Genomic DNA, 19,037 nt, shown 5'->3' with positions numbered 1-19,037 from the left:
TTCTGTCTGTCGTGGCCGCGGGATTGGTGCTCCCGCTAGGCTTGAGCAATGCAGAGGATCGCCGTCGTTCCGGGCTCATTCGACCCCGTCACCCTGGGGCACATGGATGTCATCCAGCGCGCCGCAGGGCTCTTCGACCAGCTCCATGTCCTCGTCGTGCACAACCCGGCCAAGACGGCGCTCCTGCCGATCGCCGAGCGTGTCTCGCTCCTGGAGAAGTCGATCGAGGATGCCGGTTCTCCCGGCAACATCGTCATCGCCTCCTGGAACGTCGGACTCCTCGTCGACTACGCGACAGATGTCGGAGCATCCGTTCTCGTGAAGGGCATTCGATCGCAGGTCGATGTCGCCTACGAAACACCGATGGCGATCGTCAACAGGCACCTCGCAGGAGTGGAGACGATCTTCATGCTTCCAGACCCCGCCCACGCCCACGTCTCCAGCTCGCTGGTGAGACAGGTGTCGTCGCTCGGAGGCGATGTCTCGCCTTACGTTCCGCCGGCAGTGGCCCGATTCCTCCAGCGATCATGACCAGCCTGCCCACCCACGCCCCGACCGACGGCTCATCGGCTTTCGCGCCAAGCGTCGACGGGCTGCCGACGACCGAGGCCCACCGGCTGGCTGGGGACATCATCCGCAACGTCGAGTCGGTGATCGACGGCAAGCGTGACGCCGTGCGCACCGCCCTCACGGTCCTGCTCTCCGAAGGGCACCTGCTCATCGAGGACGTTCCCGGTGTGGGCAAGACGATGCTCGCCAAGGCTCTGGCGAAATCGGTGCATGCGACGGTGTCGCGGATCCAGTTCACCCCCGACCTGCTGCCCAGCGACGTCACCGGAATCTCGGTCTACAACCAGGCCGACCGCCGGTTCGAGTTCAAACCGGGAGCCGTGTTCGCGAACATCGTCATCGGCGACGAGATCAACCGTGCGTCGCCGAAGACCCAGTCGGCGCTCCTCGAATGCATGGAGGAACGCCAGGTCACCGTCGACGGCTCCACCTACCCGCTGTCGAGCCCGTTCACCGTGATCGCCACCCAGAACCCGATCGAGATGGAGGGGACGTACGCGCTCCCTGAGGCCCAGCGCGACCGGTTCATGGCGCGGATCTCTATGGGATACCCGGACGAGGGATCCGAGCTGAGCATGCTCACGACCCGCGACACATCGAACCCTCTGTCGACCCTCGAGCCGGTCGTCTCGGCTGCGTCGTTGCAGCGCATGATGGTCTCCGTGCGCAACGTCTACGTCTCACCGAGCGTCAAGGAGTACGCGGTGGGCATCGTCCGCGCCACACGCAGCCACCCCGACCTCCGCCTCGGGGCGAGTCCCCGTGCGACCCTGCAACTGGTCCGTGCTGCGAAGGGCCTCGCTCTCGTCGCCGGACGGGACTTCGTGCTCCCCGACGACATCGACGAACTCGCACTTCCCGTCCTCGGTCATCGGCTCATGCCGACCAGCCGGGCCCTCGGTCACCACCAGCACGGTGACGAACTCATCGCGGACCTCATCCGCGGCATCATCGATCAGGCGGTCGTCCCGCCCACCACACCGAACCCGAGGTAGCCACCGTGCGCGCGCCGCAGCCCGGCAGATTCCGAGCCGTCAGACCGACGGCTCGGGGCTGGGGTGTGATCGCCGTGGCCACTGGCGTGCTGGTGGCAGCCACGCTCGTCGACAGGAAGGAAGGCCTCTTCCTCTTCCTGTTCCTCATCCTCCTGTTCGCCGGGTCCGCCGTCTACGTGCGCACCCACCGGCCGCGACTCACCGCCACGCGGACGTTCACGCCCGGCTCGGTTTCGGTGGGGGAGCCTGCGATCGTCAGAACAACGGTCCAGACCCGCGACGAGGACGTCGCAGCGATCGCCTCCTGGCGCGATGAGGCTCCTCCGGTGTTCGCCCGCACACCGAGTGGCGAACTGCCGAGGCGCCTGCCAGGGACGGTCCGCGGCTATCGCGCGGTCCTCGAATACGAACTGCGGTCGTCGCACCGCGGGCGGTTCGAGATCGGCCCGTTCCGCGTGACACACGGTGACCCGTTCGGCCTCGTCACCACAGAGCGGCGGATCGCCGACCCGAGCGTTTTCACGGTCACGCCCCGCGTCACAGTCCTTGCCGACGCCGGCCTGCGGTCCTCGAGCGGCGATGGCGTGCAGCACGAACTCAATCACTTCGCCACACAGCGGGCCGACGAACTCATCGCCAGGGAGTACCGGCCAGGGGACCCGCTCCGTCGCGTGCACTGGCGCCAGACCGCCAGGCGCGGTGAGCTCATGGTGCGCCAGGAGGAACAGGAAGGCGACCCGGAGGCCGTTCTCCTCCTCGACACGGCCATTCCGGCCAAGAACGAGGTCGCAGGGGCCGTCTCAGACGCGCACTTCGAACGCATGGTCGAACTGACGGCATCCCTCGGCATCCATCTCCTGGACTCCGGCTACGTCGTCTCCCTCGTGGAGACCGCGACGGATGCCGTTCCGTTCACCGACGGCACGATCCCGTACCGCATCTCCCGCTTCGCCCCTGGCGAGGCCGGAGGGCTCCTCGAGACCCTCGCCGAGACGGAACGTTTCGCTGTCTCCGACCTCTACGACCTCAGCGTCGGGCTGCGCCCGGTCATCCGCCGCACCGGCAAGGTCATGCCCGTCTTCGCGGTCGTCGGCCGGCTGTCGCCGCTCGGCGCCCGGCGCCTCGTGTCGACGAAGGTGAACGCGGACCCCGCCGTCGTCTTCCTCACCCGCGCAGATACCACGGGAAAACCACGATTCGACGAGGTCAGGACCATGGCGGATGCCGGCTGGCGCGCCGCGTTGTTCGACGAGCGCACCACAGTCGAGGCGGCGTGGACCCGCGTGGCATTCGGTGACTCGGCGGCGGCGGAGAGGGCGGTGAGCCATGGTCGTCGTTAGCCCGCAGCGCCCGGCCACGCGGCCCAGCGCTCCCCGCAGGACCCGAGCGCAGGTGGACCTCATGGCGCGGAGGGAACAGGCACATCGGCTCTGGGGTCTCACCTCAGCGCTCATCCTTTTCTACGTGGTCACCGTATCGACGCTCAGCCCGCTCCTCGACGGCGCAGCATGGTGGCTGAGCGCCGCCATGCTCGGTGCCGTCGTGCTGTGCTCGGCAGCAGCAGCCCGGTCGATCGGCGCCAGGACGTGGGTCGCCACCCTCATCGCGACCGTCGTCTGGCTCGCTCTTCTCGTGCTCTTCTTCGCGCCTGAGGACTCCTTCGCTCTCGTCATCCCGACGTTCGACACCGTCGACGTCTTCGGTGAACTCGGCAGGGACGGGATGCGGTCGATCGCCAGGCAGGGCACTCCGGCCGAGGCGGACCTCGGCATCCGTTTCGTGCTCGCGGTCGGAGCGGGTGCTTTCGCATTGCTGCTCGACGCCGTGGGTGTCGCAGCACGGATGCCGGCATTCGTCGGTATCCCTGCCGTCGCCATCGCCCTCGTCCCCGGCTTCGTCCAGGGCGACATCAACCTCCTCGCCCTCGCGGTCTGCGGAGCCTCGTACCTGCTGGTGTTGTGGGCGGATACCCGGGTGCGGCGCGTCTCCGACCAGCGACCAGGCGGGATGCTCGGTATCGGCGCGATCGCCGTGATCGGCTCGCTCGTGTTCGCCGCGGCCGCCCCGGGGTTCAACGGGGAGAGCCTGCTGGCGTCCAGCGGCGGATCGGTGTTCGGTCGCGGCGTGAGCCCGCTTGTCGATCTCGGCAAGGATCTTCGCCGTCCGGGAGGCGCACAGCAGTTCTCCTACTCGACGACGACGGATCAGTCGCTGTACTTCCGACTGCTCACCCTCGACGAGTTCAACGGGACCACCTGGAGCGCGGGGTCGGATCGCAATCGGCGGGTGAACGAAGCGGACACCCTGCTCTCCGTTCCCGGGTTGTCCGATGAGATCGCGACCGATCCGACCACCACTACCATCCAGGTCGACGGCATGGTGGCGCCGTGGCTCCCCGTTCCGTTCCCGAGCGTCAGGGTGGTGGGTGTTGACGGGCGCTGGATGTGGGACACCGACGGGCTCACCCTGTCGAGCAGGCTGTCCAGTGCGAGCGGGCAGAGCTACATCGCCGAGAGCGTGCTGATCCAGCCGACCAGGGAGCAGTTGATCGCAGCCCGGCCGTCGTTCCCCGAGCGCGTCGACACGTTCCTCGAATTGCCCGAGGAGATTCCACCGATCATCACCGAGACCCTTCTCGAGGTCACCGCCGAGAGCACCAACGCCTACGACAGGGCGTTCGCCATCCAGCAGTACCTCAGGAACACGCCGTTCCTCTATTCGGTGGAGGCGCCGGTCGACGATGGATACGACGGCGACGGATTCGCGGTGATTGCGGAGTTCCTGGAGAAGAAGAGCGGTTACTGCGTGCACTTCTCCTCCGCCATGGCGATCATGGCCAGGATGGCGGGCATTCCCGCCCGGATCTCGCTCGGCTACCTGCCCGGTGACCGGGTCGTTGGCGCGGACACCCGGTCGACCTACACGGTGGGCACTGACGACCTGCACGCCTGGCCTGAGCTGTACTTCTCGGGAGTCGGCTGGGTGCCGTTCGAGCCGACTCCAGGCCGCGGCGTCGTCCCCGCATACGCCAGGGCCGCGACGAGCGGCGCGGATGGCAGGGACCCCGGCGACCTCGGCGTGAGCCAGCGTGAGCAGGAGGAACAGGCCCCTGCCGCCCCCGAGACCACGACATCGTCGACCGGCGGGGGAACGTCGGAGCCGCCGTCTCCCGGTGTGCTGGCCGGCGCGGCGGTCGTCCTCCTGCTGATCCTGAGTGCTCCTGCGCTCCTGCGCGCAGCGAGACGGCGGAGCAGACTCCGCGCCCTGCGATCAGGTCGCGCGAGCCCGCTCGTCGCCTGGCGCGAGATCTCGGACGCGGCCCAGGACCACGGCATCCCGGTGAGCGAAGTCGACACGCAGCGGGCGTTCGCTGGGGTGCTCGCCGAACGCGCGGCAACGACCACGCGGGAGCGGGACGCCCTCGCGGAGCTACTCGACGCCGTCGAACACGTGCGGTTCGCCGACCCGAACCGCCCGGACGCCGCCATCATCGGGCGCGGCTTCGCGGACACGACCGAACTCATCAGCGCCGCGCTCAGACGCAGCGCGGGGATCGGCGACCGGGTGCGCGCGACGTGCGCGCCAGCATCCGTGCTGTCTCCGGTGAGGGAGAGCAAGCGCCCAGTGCCCGCCTGACCCCGTCGGATTCAGCGCGCACGCAGGTGAGGGCGCATCCCGACGATAGAATCGTGGGTGTGAGTAAATACAAGAAACTGCCGTTCGCGATCAATATGCGCGACCTCGTACGGCACCCCGGAGAGATGCGTGAGCACGACCTCGTCGTCAACGCACCCGAACAGTTCGGCGAGGGACTCGTCGCGGTCCAGGAGGGCACGCCGATCCACGAGCACGTCCGGCTGGAGTCGGTCCACGAGGGTGTCCTCGTCACCGCGCAGATCGACACCGTCGCCTCCGGCGTGTGCGGGAGATGCCTGATCGACATGGAGCAGAGCGTCGAAGTCGAGTTTCAGGAACTTTTCGCGTACTCTGGTGATGAAGCCTCTGACTACGAAGTTCACGATGACCACGTGGATCTTGAACCTCTGATCAGAGATGCAGTGGTTTTGTCACTGCCGTTTCAGCCGGTATGCCAGCCAGATTGCCCCGGACTCGACCCCGAGACCGGCGAGCGGCTGGCAGAAAACCCGGACCGAAAACCCCAAGAGATCGTCGATCCTCGCTGGTCTGCGCTCGCCGGGTTCTCCCCAGACCCAGGCTCCGACAACTCGGATGCTGTAAGCAAAGAAGAGAGATAAGTCATGGCTGTTCCGAAGCGGAAAATGTCACGAGCCTCTACCCGTGCACGCCGTGCGCAGTGGAAGGCCGAAGCGCCCACCCTGGTGAAGACCGTCGAAAACGGCAAGGTCACCTACAGCCTGCCGCACCGCGCCAAGGTTGTCGAAGACTCGGCCGGCACCGCACTCTTCATGGAGTACAAGGGCCGCAAGGTCGCCGACGTCTAGTCTGCGATCACGCTGAACTCCATCGATTCCGGATGGCAGAGAGCTTGACAGACCGAGGGCCGCTTCTGGCGACCCTCGGTGTGTCGCTTGATCCAGCGGTGCTTGAGCATGCGCTCACGCACCGCTCCTTTGCATACGAGAACGGCGGCATCCCGCACAACGAGCGGCTCGAGTTCCTCGGCGACTCCGTGCTCGGGCTGTCGGTCACGCAGAAGCTGTACCGAGAGAACCCCGACCTCCCCGAAGGGTCGCTCGCCAAGATGCGGGCGAGCGTCGTGTCGACGGTCGCCCTGGCGGAGATCGCCCACACCATCGGCCTCGGACCATACCTCCGGCTCGGCCGGGGTGAGGAACTCACGGGTGGACGTGAGAAGGCGTCGATCCTCGCCGACACGATGGAGGCACTCATCGGCGCCGTCTACCTCGACCAGGGCCTGGACGTCGCCAGCGCTCTCGTCCTCCGTCTCGTGGAGCCCCTGCTCGCAGACCCGGCCAGGTTCGGTGCGGCGATGGACCCGAAGACGAGCCTGCAGGAAGCGGCGGCAGCGCATCACGCCCCAGCCCCGGTGTACTCGATGGAGAGCTCAGGCCCTGACCACGACCGGATCTTCATCGCCACCGTCACAGTGGGCGACCTCGTCACCGCTGTCGGTCAGGGCTCGAGCAAGAAACACGCCGAGATGGCCGCAGCGCTCACAGCGTGGACCGAGCTGAGTGCCAGAGCTTCCTGAGGTCGAGGTCGTCCGTGCCGGCCTCGAACCCGCCGTCACCGGCGCACGAATCAGCGGCGTCGAGGTTCTCGACCAGCGATCCCTCAAACGCCACGCCACGGCATCCGGGATCTTCGCCGACGTCCTGATGGGGCAGACCATCACCGCTGCTGTCCGCAGGGGGAAGTTCCTCTGGTTCCCGCTCGAGAACGGCCAGGCGCTCGTCACCCACCTCGGGATGAGCGGGCAGATGCTGCTGCGCGAACCGGGAATGGACGACCGGCTGACGCGCATCCGGATCGGCATCGAGTCGCCTGACCACGGCGAGCTCGTCGTCAACTTCGTCGACCAGCGCATCTTCGGCGGGATGGCCGTCGACCTCATGCTCCCGACCGCTGACGGATTCCCCGGCGGGTTCTCCGGTGCCGCGATCGGACCGGCCCTCGTGCCCAGCCAGGTCGCGCACATCGCCCGCGATCCGATGGATCCCGCTTTCGACACCGATCGATTCCTGCGGCTGCTCGCTCGCAAGGCGACAGGGGTGAAGCGTGCACTGCTCGATCAGACCCTCGTGTCGGGGATCGGTAACATCTACGCGGACGAAGCCCTCTGGGCGGCGCGGATCCACTACGACCAGCAGGCGTCGTCCCTCTCACGGACGCGGTCCGACCTCCTGCTGGCCGAGGTCCGGGCCGTGCTGGCGAAGGCGCTTGCGGAGGGCGGGACGAGCTTCGACGCGCAGTATGTGAACGTCAACGGAGCATCCGGGTACTTCGCCCACAGCCTCAACGCCTATGGGCGTCAGGGGGAGCCGTGCGCGCGCTGCGGGACACCGATCCGGCGTGAGAAGTTCATGAACCGCTCCTCGCACTTCTGCCCGCGCTGCCAGCGCCGCCGCTGACCCGCGTAGTCCTCGCAGTCGACGCACTCACCCGTTCCGGACGCACTCACGTGGTGCGCGGGGTGACTGCGTCCGGAACGGGTGAGTAGGTGCCTCGTCTGCGCCGAGTCGAGCGCTGGCCCCGCGCGCGGCACGCGTCAGACGGTCTTCTTCCAGGCCGCCTCGTACGCGGTCGGCCGGAATCCCACCGCCTCGTTCACATCGAGCATCGGGCGGTTCTCCTCGGCGTTGAAGGTCGTGATCCGCGGGGTCGACGGCGACACCCGGCCAAGCAGCTCAAGGTTCGCGATCTTCACGAGCATGCCCAGCCGGTGGCCACGGTGGTCCTTGAGCACGAGGGTGTCCTCCTGCGTCGCGGGGCGCCCCTTCTCTTCCGGCAGGGCGATGTCGGTGTAGCCGACGAGCTGGTTCGTCGGAACGTGCACCGCCGCCGAGGTGAGATTCAGCCGGCCGCCTGCCTCGTTCATGTCGTCGAGGTTGCGCACCCGCCTCTCGTCCCACTGCTCCTCGGCGAACTCGATCCCGGCTGCCGGGGCATCCGTCGACATGCGCTGGTGCAGCCTGGCCATGTCTCCGAGCCATTCCTCAGGGCACCGGCCGACCCACTGCACGACGTCGTAGTCTGCTGCGAACGCGGCGGTCTCCGCACGTTTGGCCGCGAGCAGCGCAGGGTCTACGGGCAGGTCGATGCGGGACATCCGCCCGACCTGCTCGATCCGGTACCCGTTCGTCAGGGCGAATCGGACAGCAGGGGAGTCCGTGTCGATCGCACCGAAACCGGTCGGCGGCCGGAGCAGGTCGTCGCTCACCGGAGGGAGGTGCAGGCTCCACGACTGGTACACCTTCAGGCCGTCACCGGATGCCGCGGACTCGACAGCGCGGAGCAGGGCGGTCCCGACTCCCTTCCGCCTGGCCTCCCGCGCCACCTCCACCTCGAGGAACGCGGCCGTTGCGCCCTCCTCTGGCTGCCATTCGTACACAGCACGCCCGATGATGCGCCCGCCCACGCGAGCGAGGAAGAGGCGTTTCGGAGCGAACGGGTCCCGGAAGAACGCCAGCAGCTCCTTCGCGGTCGGCGAGATGTCGTCGGTTCCGAGGATCTCCTGCTCGACGGCGTTACGGACGGCAACCATCTCGGCGAAATCCGCGCCGCCCGGCGCGTCCAGACTCTCCGGGATCGGCAGTTCGTCGATGATCAGGCCGTCGATGACGGTGTCGGCATTCATGGCAGCTCCAGCGGTGTCGTGTCTGCCGCCCGGATTCGAACAGCCGACCAGCTTAGCGAAGCCCGCCGCCCGCTGCCAGAGGAAGGTCAGCGAGAAATCGTTGCAAAGAGCGAGTGGATGTTGCCCTCGGGGTCTGCGAAGAATCCCGTGAGGTGACCCCAGTCCTGTTCGGTGGGTTCCGCGATCGCCGTGGCGCCGAGTGCGACCAGCTCGGTGAACCGGGCACGCACGTCGTCGGGGGTCGCGCACTCGAAGTTGAGCTCCACCGCCTGGCCGCCGCGCGGCTCGCGGAACGACACGTGGTCCCGGGTGTGCGCACCCATCCCTGATCGCCGGAAGATCGCCAGACGGATGCCTGCGGTGGCGAGAGCGACATAGTCCGTCTCTCGCACCGCGACATCGAATCCGAGGCCTTGTTGGTAGAACGTAGCCATCGCGGCTACATCGTCGGCCAGCAGCGTCACACCTTCAAGGACGACCGGCGGTCTGGAGCTCTGTTCCATGCCTCGACCGTACCGAAGACATCCGACAATCAGCGCGGGATGCCGGTTCCCGGGGCGATAGCGGGTCGCTGAACGCCGCAGCGGGCATCCTTCGGTACGGTAGTCCAGAGATTCGCGCGGCCGGCGCGACACGGAAGGAATCCGCGGTGTATTTGAAGAGCCTCACGCTGAAGGGCTTCAAATCGTTCGCGCAACCGACCACATTCGCATTCGAGCCCGGCGTGACGTGTGTCGTCGGCCCGAACGGCTCCGGCAAGTCCAACGTTGTCGACGCCCTCGCCTGGGTGATGGGGGAGCAGGGCGCCAAGACGCTCCGCGGCGGCAAGATGGAAGACGTCATCTTCGCCGGCACGTCCACTCGAGGTCCTCTCGGCCGGGCACAGGTCATCCTCACCATCGACAACTCCGACGGCGCCCTGCCGATCGAGTACACCGAGGTCACCATCTCGCGGACCCTGTTCCGCAACGGCGGAAGCGACTACGCGATCAACGGCGAGAACTGCCGGCTGCTCGATGTGCAGGAACTGCTCAGCGACTCCGGTCTCGGCCGTGAAATGCACGTCATCGTCGGTCAGGGGCAGCTCGACGCGGTTCTCCGCGCCAGCCCCGAAGAACGCCGCGGGTTCATCGAGGAGGCCGCAGGCATCCTCAAACACCGTCGCCGCAAGGAGAAGACCCTCCGCAAGCTCGACGCCATGCAGACCAACCTGACCCGGCTGAGCGACCTGGCCGGGGAGATCCGCCGGCAGCTGAAGCCGCTCGGGCACCAGGCCGAGATCGCCCGTGAGGCTCAGACCATCGCCGCCATCGTCCGCGACGCCCGGGCGAGGATCCTCGCTGACGACGTCGTCACGCTCCGCCGCGCGCTCGACGACCACGGTCGCACCGAGAGCGAACGTCACACCGAGCGCATCGTGCTGCAGGAGCAGCTGGAGCAGAAACAGCTCCGGATCGCGCGGATCGAACAGGCGCAGGTCGGAGACGCCGTCGACGGCGCCAGGCGCACCAGCTTCGCCCTCGAGAGCGCGCAGGAACGCCTTCGCAACCTGTTCACCCTCGCCAACCAGAGGCTCGCGCTCCTCGGCTCGCAGGGCGACGCCCAGGATGCCGGCCCCAGCGTCACCCGGTCGATGGTCGACGATGCCAGGGCGGAAGTCGCGCGGCTCAGGGAGACGATCGGCACCGCCGAGGCCGCGTGGACAAGCGCGCAGGCCGGCACCCGATCGGCGCGCAGCCGGCTCGACGCCGTCGACAGTGAGATCGCCGCCCAGAGCGCGCTGGTGTCGCGCCATGACCTCGAGATCACGAAACTGTCAGGGCAGGCAGACACGGCCGCGTCCCGGCTCGCTGCCGTCCGCGGTGAGCGGCTGCGACAGGAGAACGCCCTCGACGCCGCAACAGATCGGCGACGGGCCGCCGAACGGCAGCTCGACGAGGTCGAGGAGTCCGCGGGCGACGTCGACGCGGGGGAGAGCGGGCTCGACGAAGCCTACGAACTCGCTCAGGCCGCCGTGTTCGAGGCCGAGGCGGAGATCGAGCGTCTCCGCGACCTGCTGCACGGCCACGAGCGTGAGCGGGACGCCCTCGCCGCGCAGACGAGCGCCCTGTCGAGGGCCCTCGACATCAAGGACGGGTCCACCGACCTCGTCGCGGCCGGCCTGTCTGGCATCCGCGGTGTCGTCGCGGACTCGGTTTCGGTGCAGCCCGGATTCGAGAGCGCCGTGGCCGCAGCGCTCGGCACCCTCGCGGACGCCGTCCTCGCCGACGACCGCACCGCCGCCGAGCGCGCCATCGAACACGCGCGCGCCAACGAGCTCGGGCGCGTCGAGGTCGTGATCGCCGATGCCGCAGGCACGCCGGTCGACTGGCCATCGTTGCCGGGCGTCATCCCCGCTGCCTCCGTGGTCACAGCGCCGGACGGCATCCTCGGCATCCTGAATTTCCTCGCCATCGCCGACGACGTCGAGGCGGCACGGGCAGCTGCACCCGCCCTCGCCGCGGCGAAACTCGGCGGACCTGTCACCCTCATCACGCGGGCGGGAGACGTGCTGACCGACTTCGTCCTGCGCGGCGGGTCAGGCGGCAAGCAGGGGCGCATCGAGCTCCTCGCCGAACGCGACGCTGCTGCCGAGCGCCTGGCAGAGGTGACATCACTCCTCGACACGGTCCGCTTCGACCTGGCCGAGCACCGCGGACTCCTCAGCTCGGCGAAGGAACAGTCGAAGCACGCCCTCGGTGCCCTTCGCGAGTTCGACTCGCAGGTGGCAGCCCAGGCCGAAAGGCTCAACCGGGCCCGCGTCCAGGTGGAGGCGTCTGCAGCGGAGTTCGACCGGCTCAGCGCCGCGTTCGCTCTCTCGGGTGACGCCGTCACCGAAGCCGAGAACGCCGCGGCGAAGGCCAAAGCCGACCTTGACACCGCCAAGTCCAGGCCCAGGCCGATCCTCGACCTCAGCGCCAGGGAATCGCTCCTCGTCGAGCTCGAGGCTGCCCGCGAACGCGAACTCGAATCCCGCCTGCAACTCGAGACCGCGAGGGAACGGGTCCGCGCCGAGGAGGAACGTACTCGCAACCTCGTCACGCAGATGGAAGCCGACCGGCTCGCGGCCGAGGCTGCGGCCAGACGCGCCGTGATCCGCGCCAGGCAGGTCGAAGCAGCCACTGGCGTCGCAGACGCCCTCCCCGCCGTCCTCGCCTCGGTCGACCGCTCGGTGGCAGAGGCGAAACTCGTCCTCGAACGCGCCGAACAGGAACGCGCCAGCCAGAACGAGGAACTCGTCGCCCTGCGCAGGGACGAATCGGCCCTCCGCGAACGGCTGCAGGCGATCACCGAGAACGTCCACGGACTCGAACTCCAGATCTACGAGAAGAAGCTCCATCTTTCGAGCCTGCTCGAACGTGCCGGCTCCGAACTCGGACTGGTCGAAGACGTCCTCGTCGCCGAGTACGGCCCGGACGTCCCCGTCCCGCCCGACGGCACCGAGCCGCAGTCAGAGGCGCCGTCGAGGGCTGGGGCGGATGCTCCTGAGGGCGACGAGCAGGACGCAGCACCCGCCGGCATCCCGTTCGACCGTGCCGTGCAGCAACGACGCCTCGAGAAGGCGGAACGGAAGTTCGCCCAGCTCGGTCGTGTGAACCCCCTCGCCCTCGAGGAGTTCGCCGCCCTCGAGCAGCGGCACGCGTTCCTCACGGAGCAGCTCACCGACCTCACCAACACGCGCAAGGACCTCCTCGCGATCATCGACGAGCTCGACGAGAAGATGCAGGTCATCTTCGGCGACGCCTTCGACGACACGAAGGCCGCATTCGCCGAAGTGTTCCCCGTGCTGTTCCCCGGAGGCACAGGCAGCATCTCGCTGACCAACCCCGACGACCTGCTCACCACGGGCATCGAGGTCGCGGTCAAGCCGGCAGGCAAGAAGATCGAGCGCCTGTCGCTGCTCTCCGGCGGTGAACGGTCGCTGGCCGCGGTCGCCCTGCTCATCGCGATCTTCAAAGCCAGGCCGAGCCCGTTCTACATCATGGACGAGGTCGAGGCGGCCCTCGACGATGCCAACCTCGGTCGACTCCTCACGATCTTTCAAGACCTCAGGCGCACCAGCCAGCTCATCGTCATCACCCACCAGAAGCGCACCATGGAGATCGCCGACGCCCTGTACGGCGTCTCGATGCGCCAGGATGGCGTCTCCGCCGTCGTCGGCCAGCGGGTCGCAGCGCCGGAGGAGAAAGCCGGCTGAACGCTGCACCCCGCGAAGTCTCGATAGTCTGGGCATATGGCAGAACGCACGCCCTGGTCACTCTCCGGCGCCCTCAAGGGCATGTTTCAGAAGCAGACCATCGACGACACCACCTGGGACGACCTCGAACACGCGCTGCTGACGGCGGACTTCGGGCCTGACCTCACCGAATCGACGATCGACGACCTCCGAGCGAAGGTCGACCGCTACCGCACGACGGACCCCAGGGACCTCCAGCGGATGCTCCGCGAGTCGATTGAGGAGCGGCTGTCGAAATACGACACGACGCTGAAACTCTCCGAGCGCCCCGCCGTCGTCCTCGTCGTCGGCGTCAACGGCGTCGGCAAGACCACCACCATCGGCAAGTTCTCCAAATTCCTCGGCACCTACGGACGCAGCGTCGTCGTCGGAGCTGCAGACACGTTCCGCGCCGCCGCCGTCGAGCAGCTCGCGACGTGGGCCGAGCGTGGGGGAGCGCAGATCATCCGCCCGCAGCAGCAGGGCCAGGACCCGGCATCCGTCGCCTTCCAGACCGTCGACTACGCGAAGAGAAACGGCATCGAGATCGTCCTCATCGACACGGCAGGCCGGCTGCAGACGAAGAGCGGGCTGATGGACGAGCTGTCGAAGATCCGTCGCGTCGTCGAGAAACAGGCGCCGATCTCAGAGGTGCTCCTCGTCCTCGACGCCACGACGGGGCAGAACGGGCTCGCTCAGGCTGAGGCGTTCATCGAACACGCCGGGGTCACCGGGCTCGTGCTCACCAAACTCGACGGCTCAGCCCGCGGAGGCTTCGTCCTCGCCGTGCAGGAACGCACAGGCATCCCGATCAAACTGGTGGGCCAGGGTGAGGGGATCAACGACCTCACCGGTTTCACCCCGCACGTCTTCGCACAGAAACTGGTGGGCTGATGATCGAGCACGACTTCTTCGGGGCGATCGAGACGGATGCCTCCGGCGGCCTTTACTGGTCGGAGACCGTCGAAGTCGGCGACCAGGCCGTCGATGTGTCTCTGAGCGCCCCCGCCGGCGAGAAGATCTCCGCAGACGCACTCGACACGGCCGCAGGTATCATCAGCTCGCTCGAGGGCCTCGACCTTCGCGCGCGTGAGGCCATGCTGTCCGACGTCGACGACCGTACGTCTGACGTGACCCAGTTCATCGAACAGACGGTCGAGGAGGTCGGAGAAGACCTCGTCGAGATGCTCGTCGACCACTCAGGTGACAACGACGTCGACATCATCCGGTCGCTCCAGCTCATCCGCGTGGCCGTCTCGCCCCACCAGGGCGGAGAGAGCGCGCCGTTCGCCTCGTTCGAGTTCGCGTTCGACCCGGACAACTCGGATCTCGCACTCATCGTCTTCCTCTCGCCGCGCGGCGAATCCGTCGGGATCGAACTGCTCAGCTGAATTCCCCGACGGCCTGCGCGAATCCCAGTTCCGGGTTCGCAAGGTGCTCGAGACCGGCAGGGATCGGCAGGCCCTTGCGATGCATCGACTGCGCCCAGAGGCGGCCGGCGCGGTAGGAGGATCTCACCAGTGGGCCTGCGAGCACCCCGAGGAATCCGATCTCCTCCGCCATCTGCTTGAACGCCAGGAACTCCTCCGGTCGCACCCAGCGGGCGACGGGCAGGTGCCTGGGAGTCGGACGCAGGTACTGGGTGATCGTGATGATGTCTGTGCCTGCATCGTGGAGGTCACGCAAGGCCTCAGCGACTTCGTCCTCCTCCTCGCCCATGCCGAGGATGAGGTTGGACTTGGTGATCAGCCCGGCGGCACGGGCCTGGGTCAGGACACCCAGCGACCGGTCGTAGCGGAATGCGGGGCGGATCCGCTTGAAGATGCGCGGGACCGTCTCGACGTTATGGGCGAACACCTCCGGCCTGGAGGAGAACACCTCGCCGAGCAGGTCCGGGTTGCCGGAGAAGTCGGTGGCGAGGATTTCGACGCCTGTTCCCGGGTTGTCGGTGTGGATCCTGCGAACGGTCTCGGCGTGCAGCCAGGCTCCCTCGTCCGGCAGGTCATCGCGCGCCACACCGGTCACAGTGGCGTAGCGCAGCTGCATCGCAGACACCGATTCGGCGACCCGGCGCGGCTCGTCTGTGTCGTACTCGGCAGGTTTGCCGGTGTCGATCTGGCAGAAATCGCACCGCCTGGTGCACTGCGAGCCGCCGATGAGGAAGGTCGCCTCCCTGTCTTCCCAGCACTCGTAGATGTTGGGGCACGCCGCTTCCTGGCACACGGTGTGCAGGCCTTCGTCGCGGACGAGACCCTGCAGTCGTCGGTATTCGGGGCCCATCCTCGCCTTCGTCTTGATCCAGTCCGGCTTCTTCTCGATCGGGGTGGCCGCGTTCCGCACCTCGAGGCGAAGCAGCTTGCGCCCGTTCCCGGGGAGTTGTGGGGCCTGCGCCGGGCTGCCGCACGCGCTCATGCAGCGCTTTCGTCGTCGTCGGCGGCGTCGACGTCCGCGAGGAACACTGACACGAGCCTGTCCAGGATCTCCGACGGGGTGATCGTCTGACCGGACTCGACGCTGAGCGTGGTGACCCCTGCGTCCGTGATGCCGCACGGCACGATGTGGCTGAACGGTTCGAGCGAGTTGCTGCAGTTGAGGGCGAACCCGTGCATCGTGACGCCGTCAGCGACACGGACACCCACAGCACCGACCTTGTTGTACCCGTTCGCGCCATCGACCCAGACGCCAGAGCGCCCCTCGATCCGCTCACCACGCACACCGACGCCGGCGATCACGTCGATCATCAGCTGCTCGAGGCGGCGGACGTGCTCGATCACGTCGACCGGCTCCTGCAGCCGCACGATCGGATACCCCGTCAGCTGTCCTGGACCGTGCCAGGTGATCTTGCCACCCCTGTCGACATCCACGACGGGGGTGCCGTCTGTGGGGCGTTCGGTTGCCGACGTACGTTTTCCTGCCGTGTACACGCCGGCGTGTTCGCACAGGATCAGCGTGTCGGGGGACAAACCGTCGACGACCTCCCGGTGGATGCGACGCTGCATCTCCCACCCGTCGATGTACTTCAGATACGAGGGCGCCATTCCGGCGACGAGAACGTCGGTCATGCGGTCAGCCTAGTAGTAAATGGACGCAGTCCAATAATACGTTGGACGGTGTCGGCCCGTTGCGGCGCGACAGAGCCGTCTGGCTCGGTAAACTGGATGTCAAATGGCTACTTTTGGAAACCTCTCAGACCGGCTCTCCGAGACCTTCAAGAACCTCCGTAAGAAGGGCTCGCTCTCGGCGTCAGACGTCGACGGCACCGTGCGCGAGATCCGGCGCGCCCTCCTCGAGGCCGACGTCTCGCTCGACGTCGTCAAGGACTTCACCGGCAAGGTGCGCGAGCGCGCCCTCGGCGACGAGGTCAACAAGGCTCTCAACCCCGCCCAGCAGGTTGTGCAGATCGTCAACGACGAACTCGTCGCCATCCTCGGCGGTCAGCAGCGCCGGCTGGAGTTCGCGAAGAACCCGCCGACGGTCATCATGCTCGCCGGCCTTCAGGGTGCAGGTAAGACGACCCTCGCCGGAAAGCTGGCCAAGTGGCTGGCGAAGGACGGTCACACGCCGCTCCTCGTCGCCGCCGACCTCCAGCGCCCGAACGCCGTCACCCAGCTGAGCGTCGTGGCGGAGCAGGCCGGGGTCGCGGTCTACGCACCCGAGCCGGGCAACGGTGTCGGTGACCCGGTCAGGGTCGCGCGGGACTCCATCGCCTACGCGCGCACGAAGCAGTACGACACGGTCATCGTCGACACGGCCGGCCGTCTCGGTGTCGATGCCGAGCTGATGAAGCAGGCATCGAACATCCGTAACGCCATCAGCCCCGATGAGGTGCTGTTCGTCATCGACGCGATGATCGGACAGGATGCCGTCGCAACGGCCAAGGCGTTCCAGGACGGTGTCGACTTCACCGGTGTCGTCCTCTCGAAGCTCGACGGCGACGCCAAGGGCGGTGCCGCGCTGTCCGTGGCATCCGTCACCGGCCGCCCGATCATCTTCGCCTCCACCGGTGAGGGTCTCGACGATTTCGAGCCGTTCCACCCCGACAGGATGGCCAGCCGCATCCTCGACCTCGGTGACATCCTCACCCTGATCGAGCAGGCGCAGGAAGCGTTCGACGAGGACGAAGCCCGCGCCATGGCCGAGAAGTTCTCGACCGACACTTTCACCCTCGAAGACTTCCTCAAGCAGATGCAGCAGCTGCGCAACATGGGGTCGATCAAGAAGATGATGGGCATGCTTCCCGGCATGGGCCAGATGAAGCAGCAGCTCGACGCCTTCGATGAGCGGGAGATCGTGCGGACCGAAGCGATCATCCAGTCGATGACCCTCGCTGAGCGCCGCAACTCGAAGCTTCTCAACGGGTCCCGTCGCCTGCGGATCGCCCGGGGTTCCGGTTCGACCGTGACCGAGGTCAACGCGCTTGTGAACCGGTTCGAGCAGGCCGCGAAGATGATGAAGACCGTCGCCAAGGGCGGCGTGCCCCAGATCCCGGGCATGGGCCCGATCCCCGGTGGTGGCGGCGGCGGTTCCCGCAAGCAGCAGCCGAAGAAGAAGGGCTCGAAGTCGGGCAACCCGGCCAAGCGCGCCTCTGAGAACGCGGCACTGGCTTCGGGCGTGAAGCCTGCGGCTGCTCCGACGGGCGGGACCGGGTTCGGTCTCGGCGGTGCCGGCGGTGCAGCGGGCGCCGCAGGGCCGAGCGAAGAAGAGCTCGCCAGCCTGCAGAAGTTCCTCGGCCGCTAGAGACCCGGTCGCGGCACCGAACCCTCGCGCAGCTCCTGGGCAAGCGCCTTCACGACGCTCGTGAGGTCGCCGTCGTTCGCCTCGGCGACCCGCAGCTGCCTCGCGTAGCTTGCGCCGTCGTCGAGGATCCTCTCGATCGACGCGAGTTCCGCGCCGCAGCCCAGCCGGTCGGCGACCGGCGCGAGTGTCCCGATGAGGTCACGGATGTCGTCGGTGACGGGGCGTTCGTTGCCCTCGTTGTCGAGAATGATCTCCGCGTCGAGGCCGTAGCGTGCGGCCCGCCACTTGTTCTCTCGCACATACCAGGGCTGGAGCACCGACAGGGTCTCGCCACGGTCGAGTCGCGTGGACAGGTGCTCGACGAGGGAGTGGATCAGGGCGGCCACAGCGGCGAGTTCGCGGTGCGTCGATGCGCCGTCGCAGAACCGCACCTCGAGGGTGCCCCAGTGCGGTGACGGACGGATGTCCCAGCGCACCTCGGTGTAATCGTCGATGATCCCCGGGGTGGTCATGTCGGCCACGTAGTTCTCGAATGCCGCCCAGTCGGCGAGCTGGTAGGGGAGCCCGGCGGTGGGGAGCTGCTGGAACATCAGGGCACGGTTCGAGGCGTAGCCGGTGTCGATCCCGCTCCAGTACGGACTGGACGCCGAGATCGCCTGCAGGTGGGGGATGTAGCTGAGCATGGCGTTGAGGATCGGCATCACCTTGTCGCGATCCTCGATGCCGACGTGCACGTGCACACCCCAGATCATCATGTTCCTGCCCCACCACTTCGTGCGCTCGATGAGCTTGTGGTAGCGCTCCTTGTTGGCGACGGGCTGGTCGTACCACTGTCCGAACGGGTGCGAGCCGCTCCCGATGATGTCGATCCCGCGGCCGAGGGTGACCTGCCGCAGTTCCTGCAGCTGTCCGTCGAGGTCGGCGACCGCGGCGCCGACGGTCGTGTGCACCGCGCTGACCAGTTCAACGGTGTTGAGCAGCAGTTCACCGGTGATATACGGGTGCGGGGAGCCGTCCGGCTGGTGCAGGGCGAGGAGTACCTCGTCCGCTGCCGACACGAGTTCGCCGCTGTCACGATCCACGAGGGCGAGCTCCCACTCGATGCCCACCGTCGATCGTTCCGACCTGGCGAAGTCGATTCCCATGTTCACCCGTCCGATTCTGCCGGGTGGTCGTCCGG

At 67.4% G+C, this 19,037-nt stretch carries 17 protein-coding genes; 12 read left to right on the top strand and 5 right to left on the bottom strand.

Annotated elements, in window-relative coordinates; translation table 11 throughout:
• Positions 1–48: 48 nt before the first annotated feature.
• From coaD to mutM, 8 genes are all read left to right on the top strand, one after another.
• Complete coding sequence (coaD, locus tag AC1M0F_RS03675; RefSeq protein ID WP_480236837.1) at positions 49–531, top strand: pantetheine-phosphate adenylyltransferase; 483 nt, start codon at positions 49–51, stop codon at positions 529–531.
• Positions 528–1,565: an AAA family ATPase gene (locus AC1M0F_RS03670; protein ID WP_480236836.1), complete on the top strand. Its 1,038-nt coding sequence runs from the start codon at positions 528–530 to the stop codon at positions 1,563–1,565. The genes coaD and AC1M0F_RS03670 overlap by 4 nt, the downstream gene beginning before the upstream one ends.
• Positions 1,566–1,639: 74 nt before the next feature.
• Complete coding sequence (locus AC1M0F_RS03665; protein ID WP_480236835.1) at positions 1,640–2,905, top strand: DUF58 domain-containing protein; 1,266 nt, start codon at positions 1,640–1,642, stop codon at positions 2,903–2,905.
• Positions 2,892–5,201, top strand: a complete 2,310-nt coding sequence (locus AC1M0F_RS03660) for a transglutaminase TgpA family protein (protein ID WP_480236834.1) — start codon at positions 2,892–2,894, stop codon at positions 5,199–5,201. The genes AC1M0F_RS03665 and AC1M0F_RS03660 overlap by 14 nt, the downstream gene beginning before the upstream one ends.
• 95 nt (positions 5,202–5,296) lie before the next feature.
• A complete protein-coding gene (locus AC1M0F_RS03655) occupies positions 5,297–5,821 on the top strand; it encodes a YceD family protein (protein ID WP_480237356.1) in 525 nt (174 codons plus the stop codon).
• Positions 5,822–5,824: 3 nt separating this feature from the next.
• Positions 5,825–6,028: a 50S ribosomal protein L32 gene (gene rpmF, locus AC1M0F_RS03650; RefSeq protein WP_108391343.1), complete on the top strand. Its 204-nt coding sequence runs from the start codon at positions 5,825–5,827 to the stop codon at positions 6,026–6,028.
• 32 nt (positions 6,029–6,060) lie between these two features.
• Entirely contained in the window at positions 6,061–6,759 is a 699-nt protein-coding gene (rnc, locus tag AC1M0F_RS03645; RefSeq protein ID WP_480236833.1) for a ribonuclease III, read from the top strand.
• Positions 6,743–7,639, top strand: coding sequence for a bifunctional DNA-formamidopyrimidine glycosylase/DNA-(apurinic or apyrimidinic site) lyase (gene mutM / locus AC1M0F_RS03640; protein ID WP_480236832.1), 897 nt, complete (start codon positions 6,743–6,745; stop codon positions 7,637–7,639). The genes rnc and mutM overlap by 17 nt, the downstream gene beginning before the upstream one ends.
• Before the next feature lie 137 nt (positions 7,640–7,776).
• Here mutM and AC1M0F_RS03635 read toward each other — a convergent pair whose 3' ends face one another.
• Both AC1M0F_RS03635 and AC1M0F_RS03630 read right to left on the bottom strand, forming a co-directional pair.
• Positions 7,777–8,865, bottom strand: a complete 1,089-nt coding sequence (locus AC1M0F_RS03635) for an N-acetyltransferase family protein (protein ID WP_480236831.1) — start codon at positions 8,863–8,865, stop codon at positions 7,777–7,779.
• An 86-nt stretch (positions 8,866–8,951) separates the two neighbouring features.
• A complete protein-coding gene (locus AC1M0F_RS03630; RefSeq protein ID WP_480236830.1) occupies positions 8,952–9,368 on the bottom strand; it encodes a VOC family protein in 417 nt (138 codons plus the stop codon).
• 146 nt (positions 9,369–9,514) lie between these two features.
• Between AC1M0F_RS03630 and smc the strand changes: the two genes are divergently transcribed.
• Genes smc through AC1M0F_RS03615 form a run of 3 tightly spaced genes read left to right on the top strand, consistent with a single transcriptional unit; the run spans position 9,515 to position 14,511 of the window.
• Complete coding sequence (smc, locus tag AC1M0F_RS03625) at positions 9,515–13,102, top strand: chromosome segregation protein SMC (RefSeq protein ID WP_480236829.1); 3,588 nt, start codon at positions 9,515–9,517, stop codon at positions 13,100–13,102.
• A gap of 36 nt (positions 13,103–13,138) precedes the next feature.
• A complete protein-coding gene (ftsY, locus tag AC1M0F_RS03620; RefSeq protein WP_480236828.1) occupies positions 13,139–14,014 on the top strand; it encodes a signal recognition particle-docking protein FtsY in 876 nt (291 codons plus the stop codon).
• Complete coding sequence (locus AC1M0F_RS03615; RefSeq protein ID WP_480236827.1) at positions 14,014–14,511, top strand: DUF2004 domain-containing protein; 498 nt, start codon at positions 14,014–14,016, stop codon at positions 14,509–14,511. The genes ftsY and AC1M0F_RS03615 overlap by 1 nt, the downstream gene beginning before the upstream one ends.
• Here AC1M0F_RS03615 and lipA read toward each other — a convergent pair.
• The gene (lipA, locus tag AC1M0F_RS03610) at positions 14,504–15,532 is read right to left on the bottom strand and encodes a lipoyl synthase (protein WP_480236826.1); all 1,029 of its coding nucleotides are present in this window, start codon (positions 15,530–15,532) and stop codon (positions 14,504–14,506) included. The genes AC1M0F_RS03615 and lipA overlap by 8 nt on opposite strands.
• Positions 15,529–16,182 (bottom strand): lipoyl(octanoyl) transferase LipB, encoded by a 654-nt coding sequence (gene lipB / locus AC1M0F_RS03605; RefSeq protein WP_480236825.1) that lies wholly within the window; start codon positions 16,180–16,182, stop codon positions 15,529–15,531. The genes lipA and lipB overlap by 4 nt, the downstream gene beginning before the upstream one ends.
• 103 nt (positions 16,183–16,285) lie before the next feature.
• On the opposite strand from lipB, the gene ffh reads away from it, so the two are divergent.
• Complete coding sequence (gene ffh / locus AC1M0F_RS03600; protein ID WP_480236824.1) at positions 16,286–17,857, top strand: signal recognition particle protein; 1,572 nt, start codon at positions 16,286–16,288, stop codon at positions 17,855–17,857.
• Here the strand turns inward: ffh and AC1M0F_RS03595 are convergent.
• A complete protein-coding gene (locus AC1M0F_RS03595; protein ID WP_480237355.1) occupies positions 17,854–19,002 on the bottom strand; it encodes a glutamate--cysteine ligase in 1,149 nt (382 codons plus the stop codon). The genes ffh and AC1M0F_RS03595 overlap by 4 nt on opposite strands.
• Between the last annotated feature and the right edge of the window lie 35 nt (positions 19,003–19,037).

Source organism: Mycetocola sp. Y719, assembly GCF_056713205.1.
Note: the sequence above shows the minus strand (reverse complement) of the source record. Positions and strands in the feature narration are given on the sequence as shown.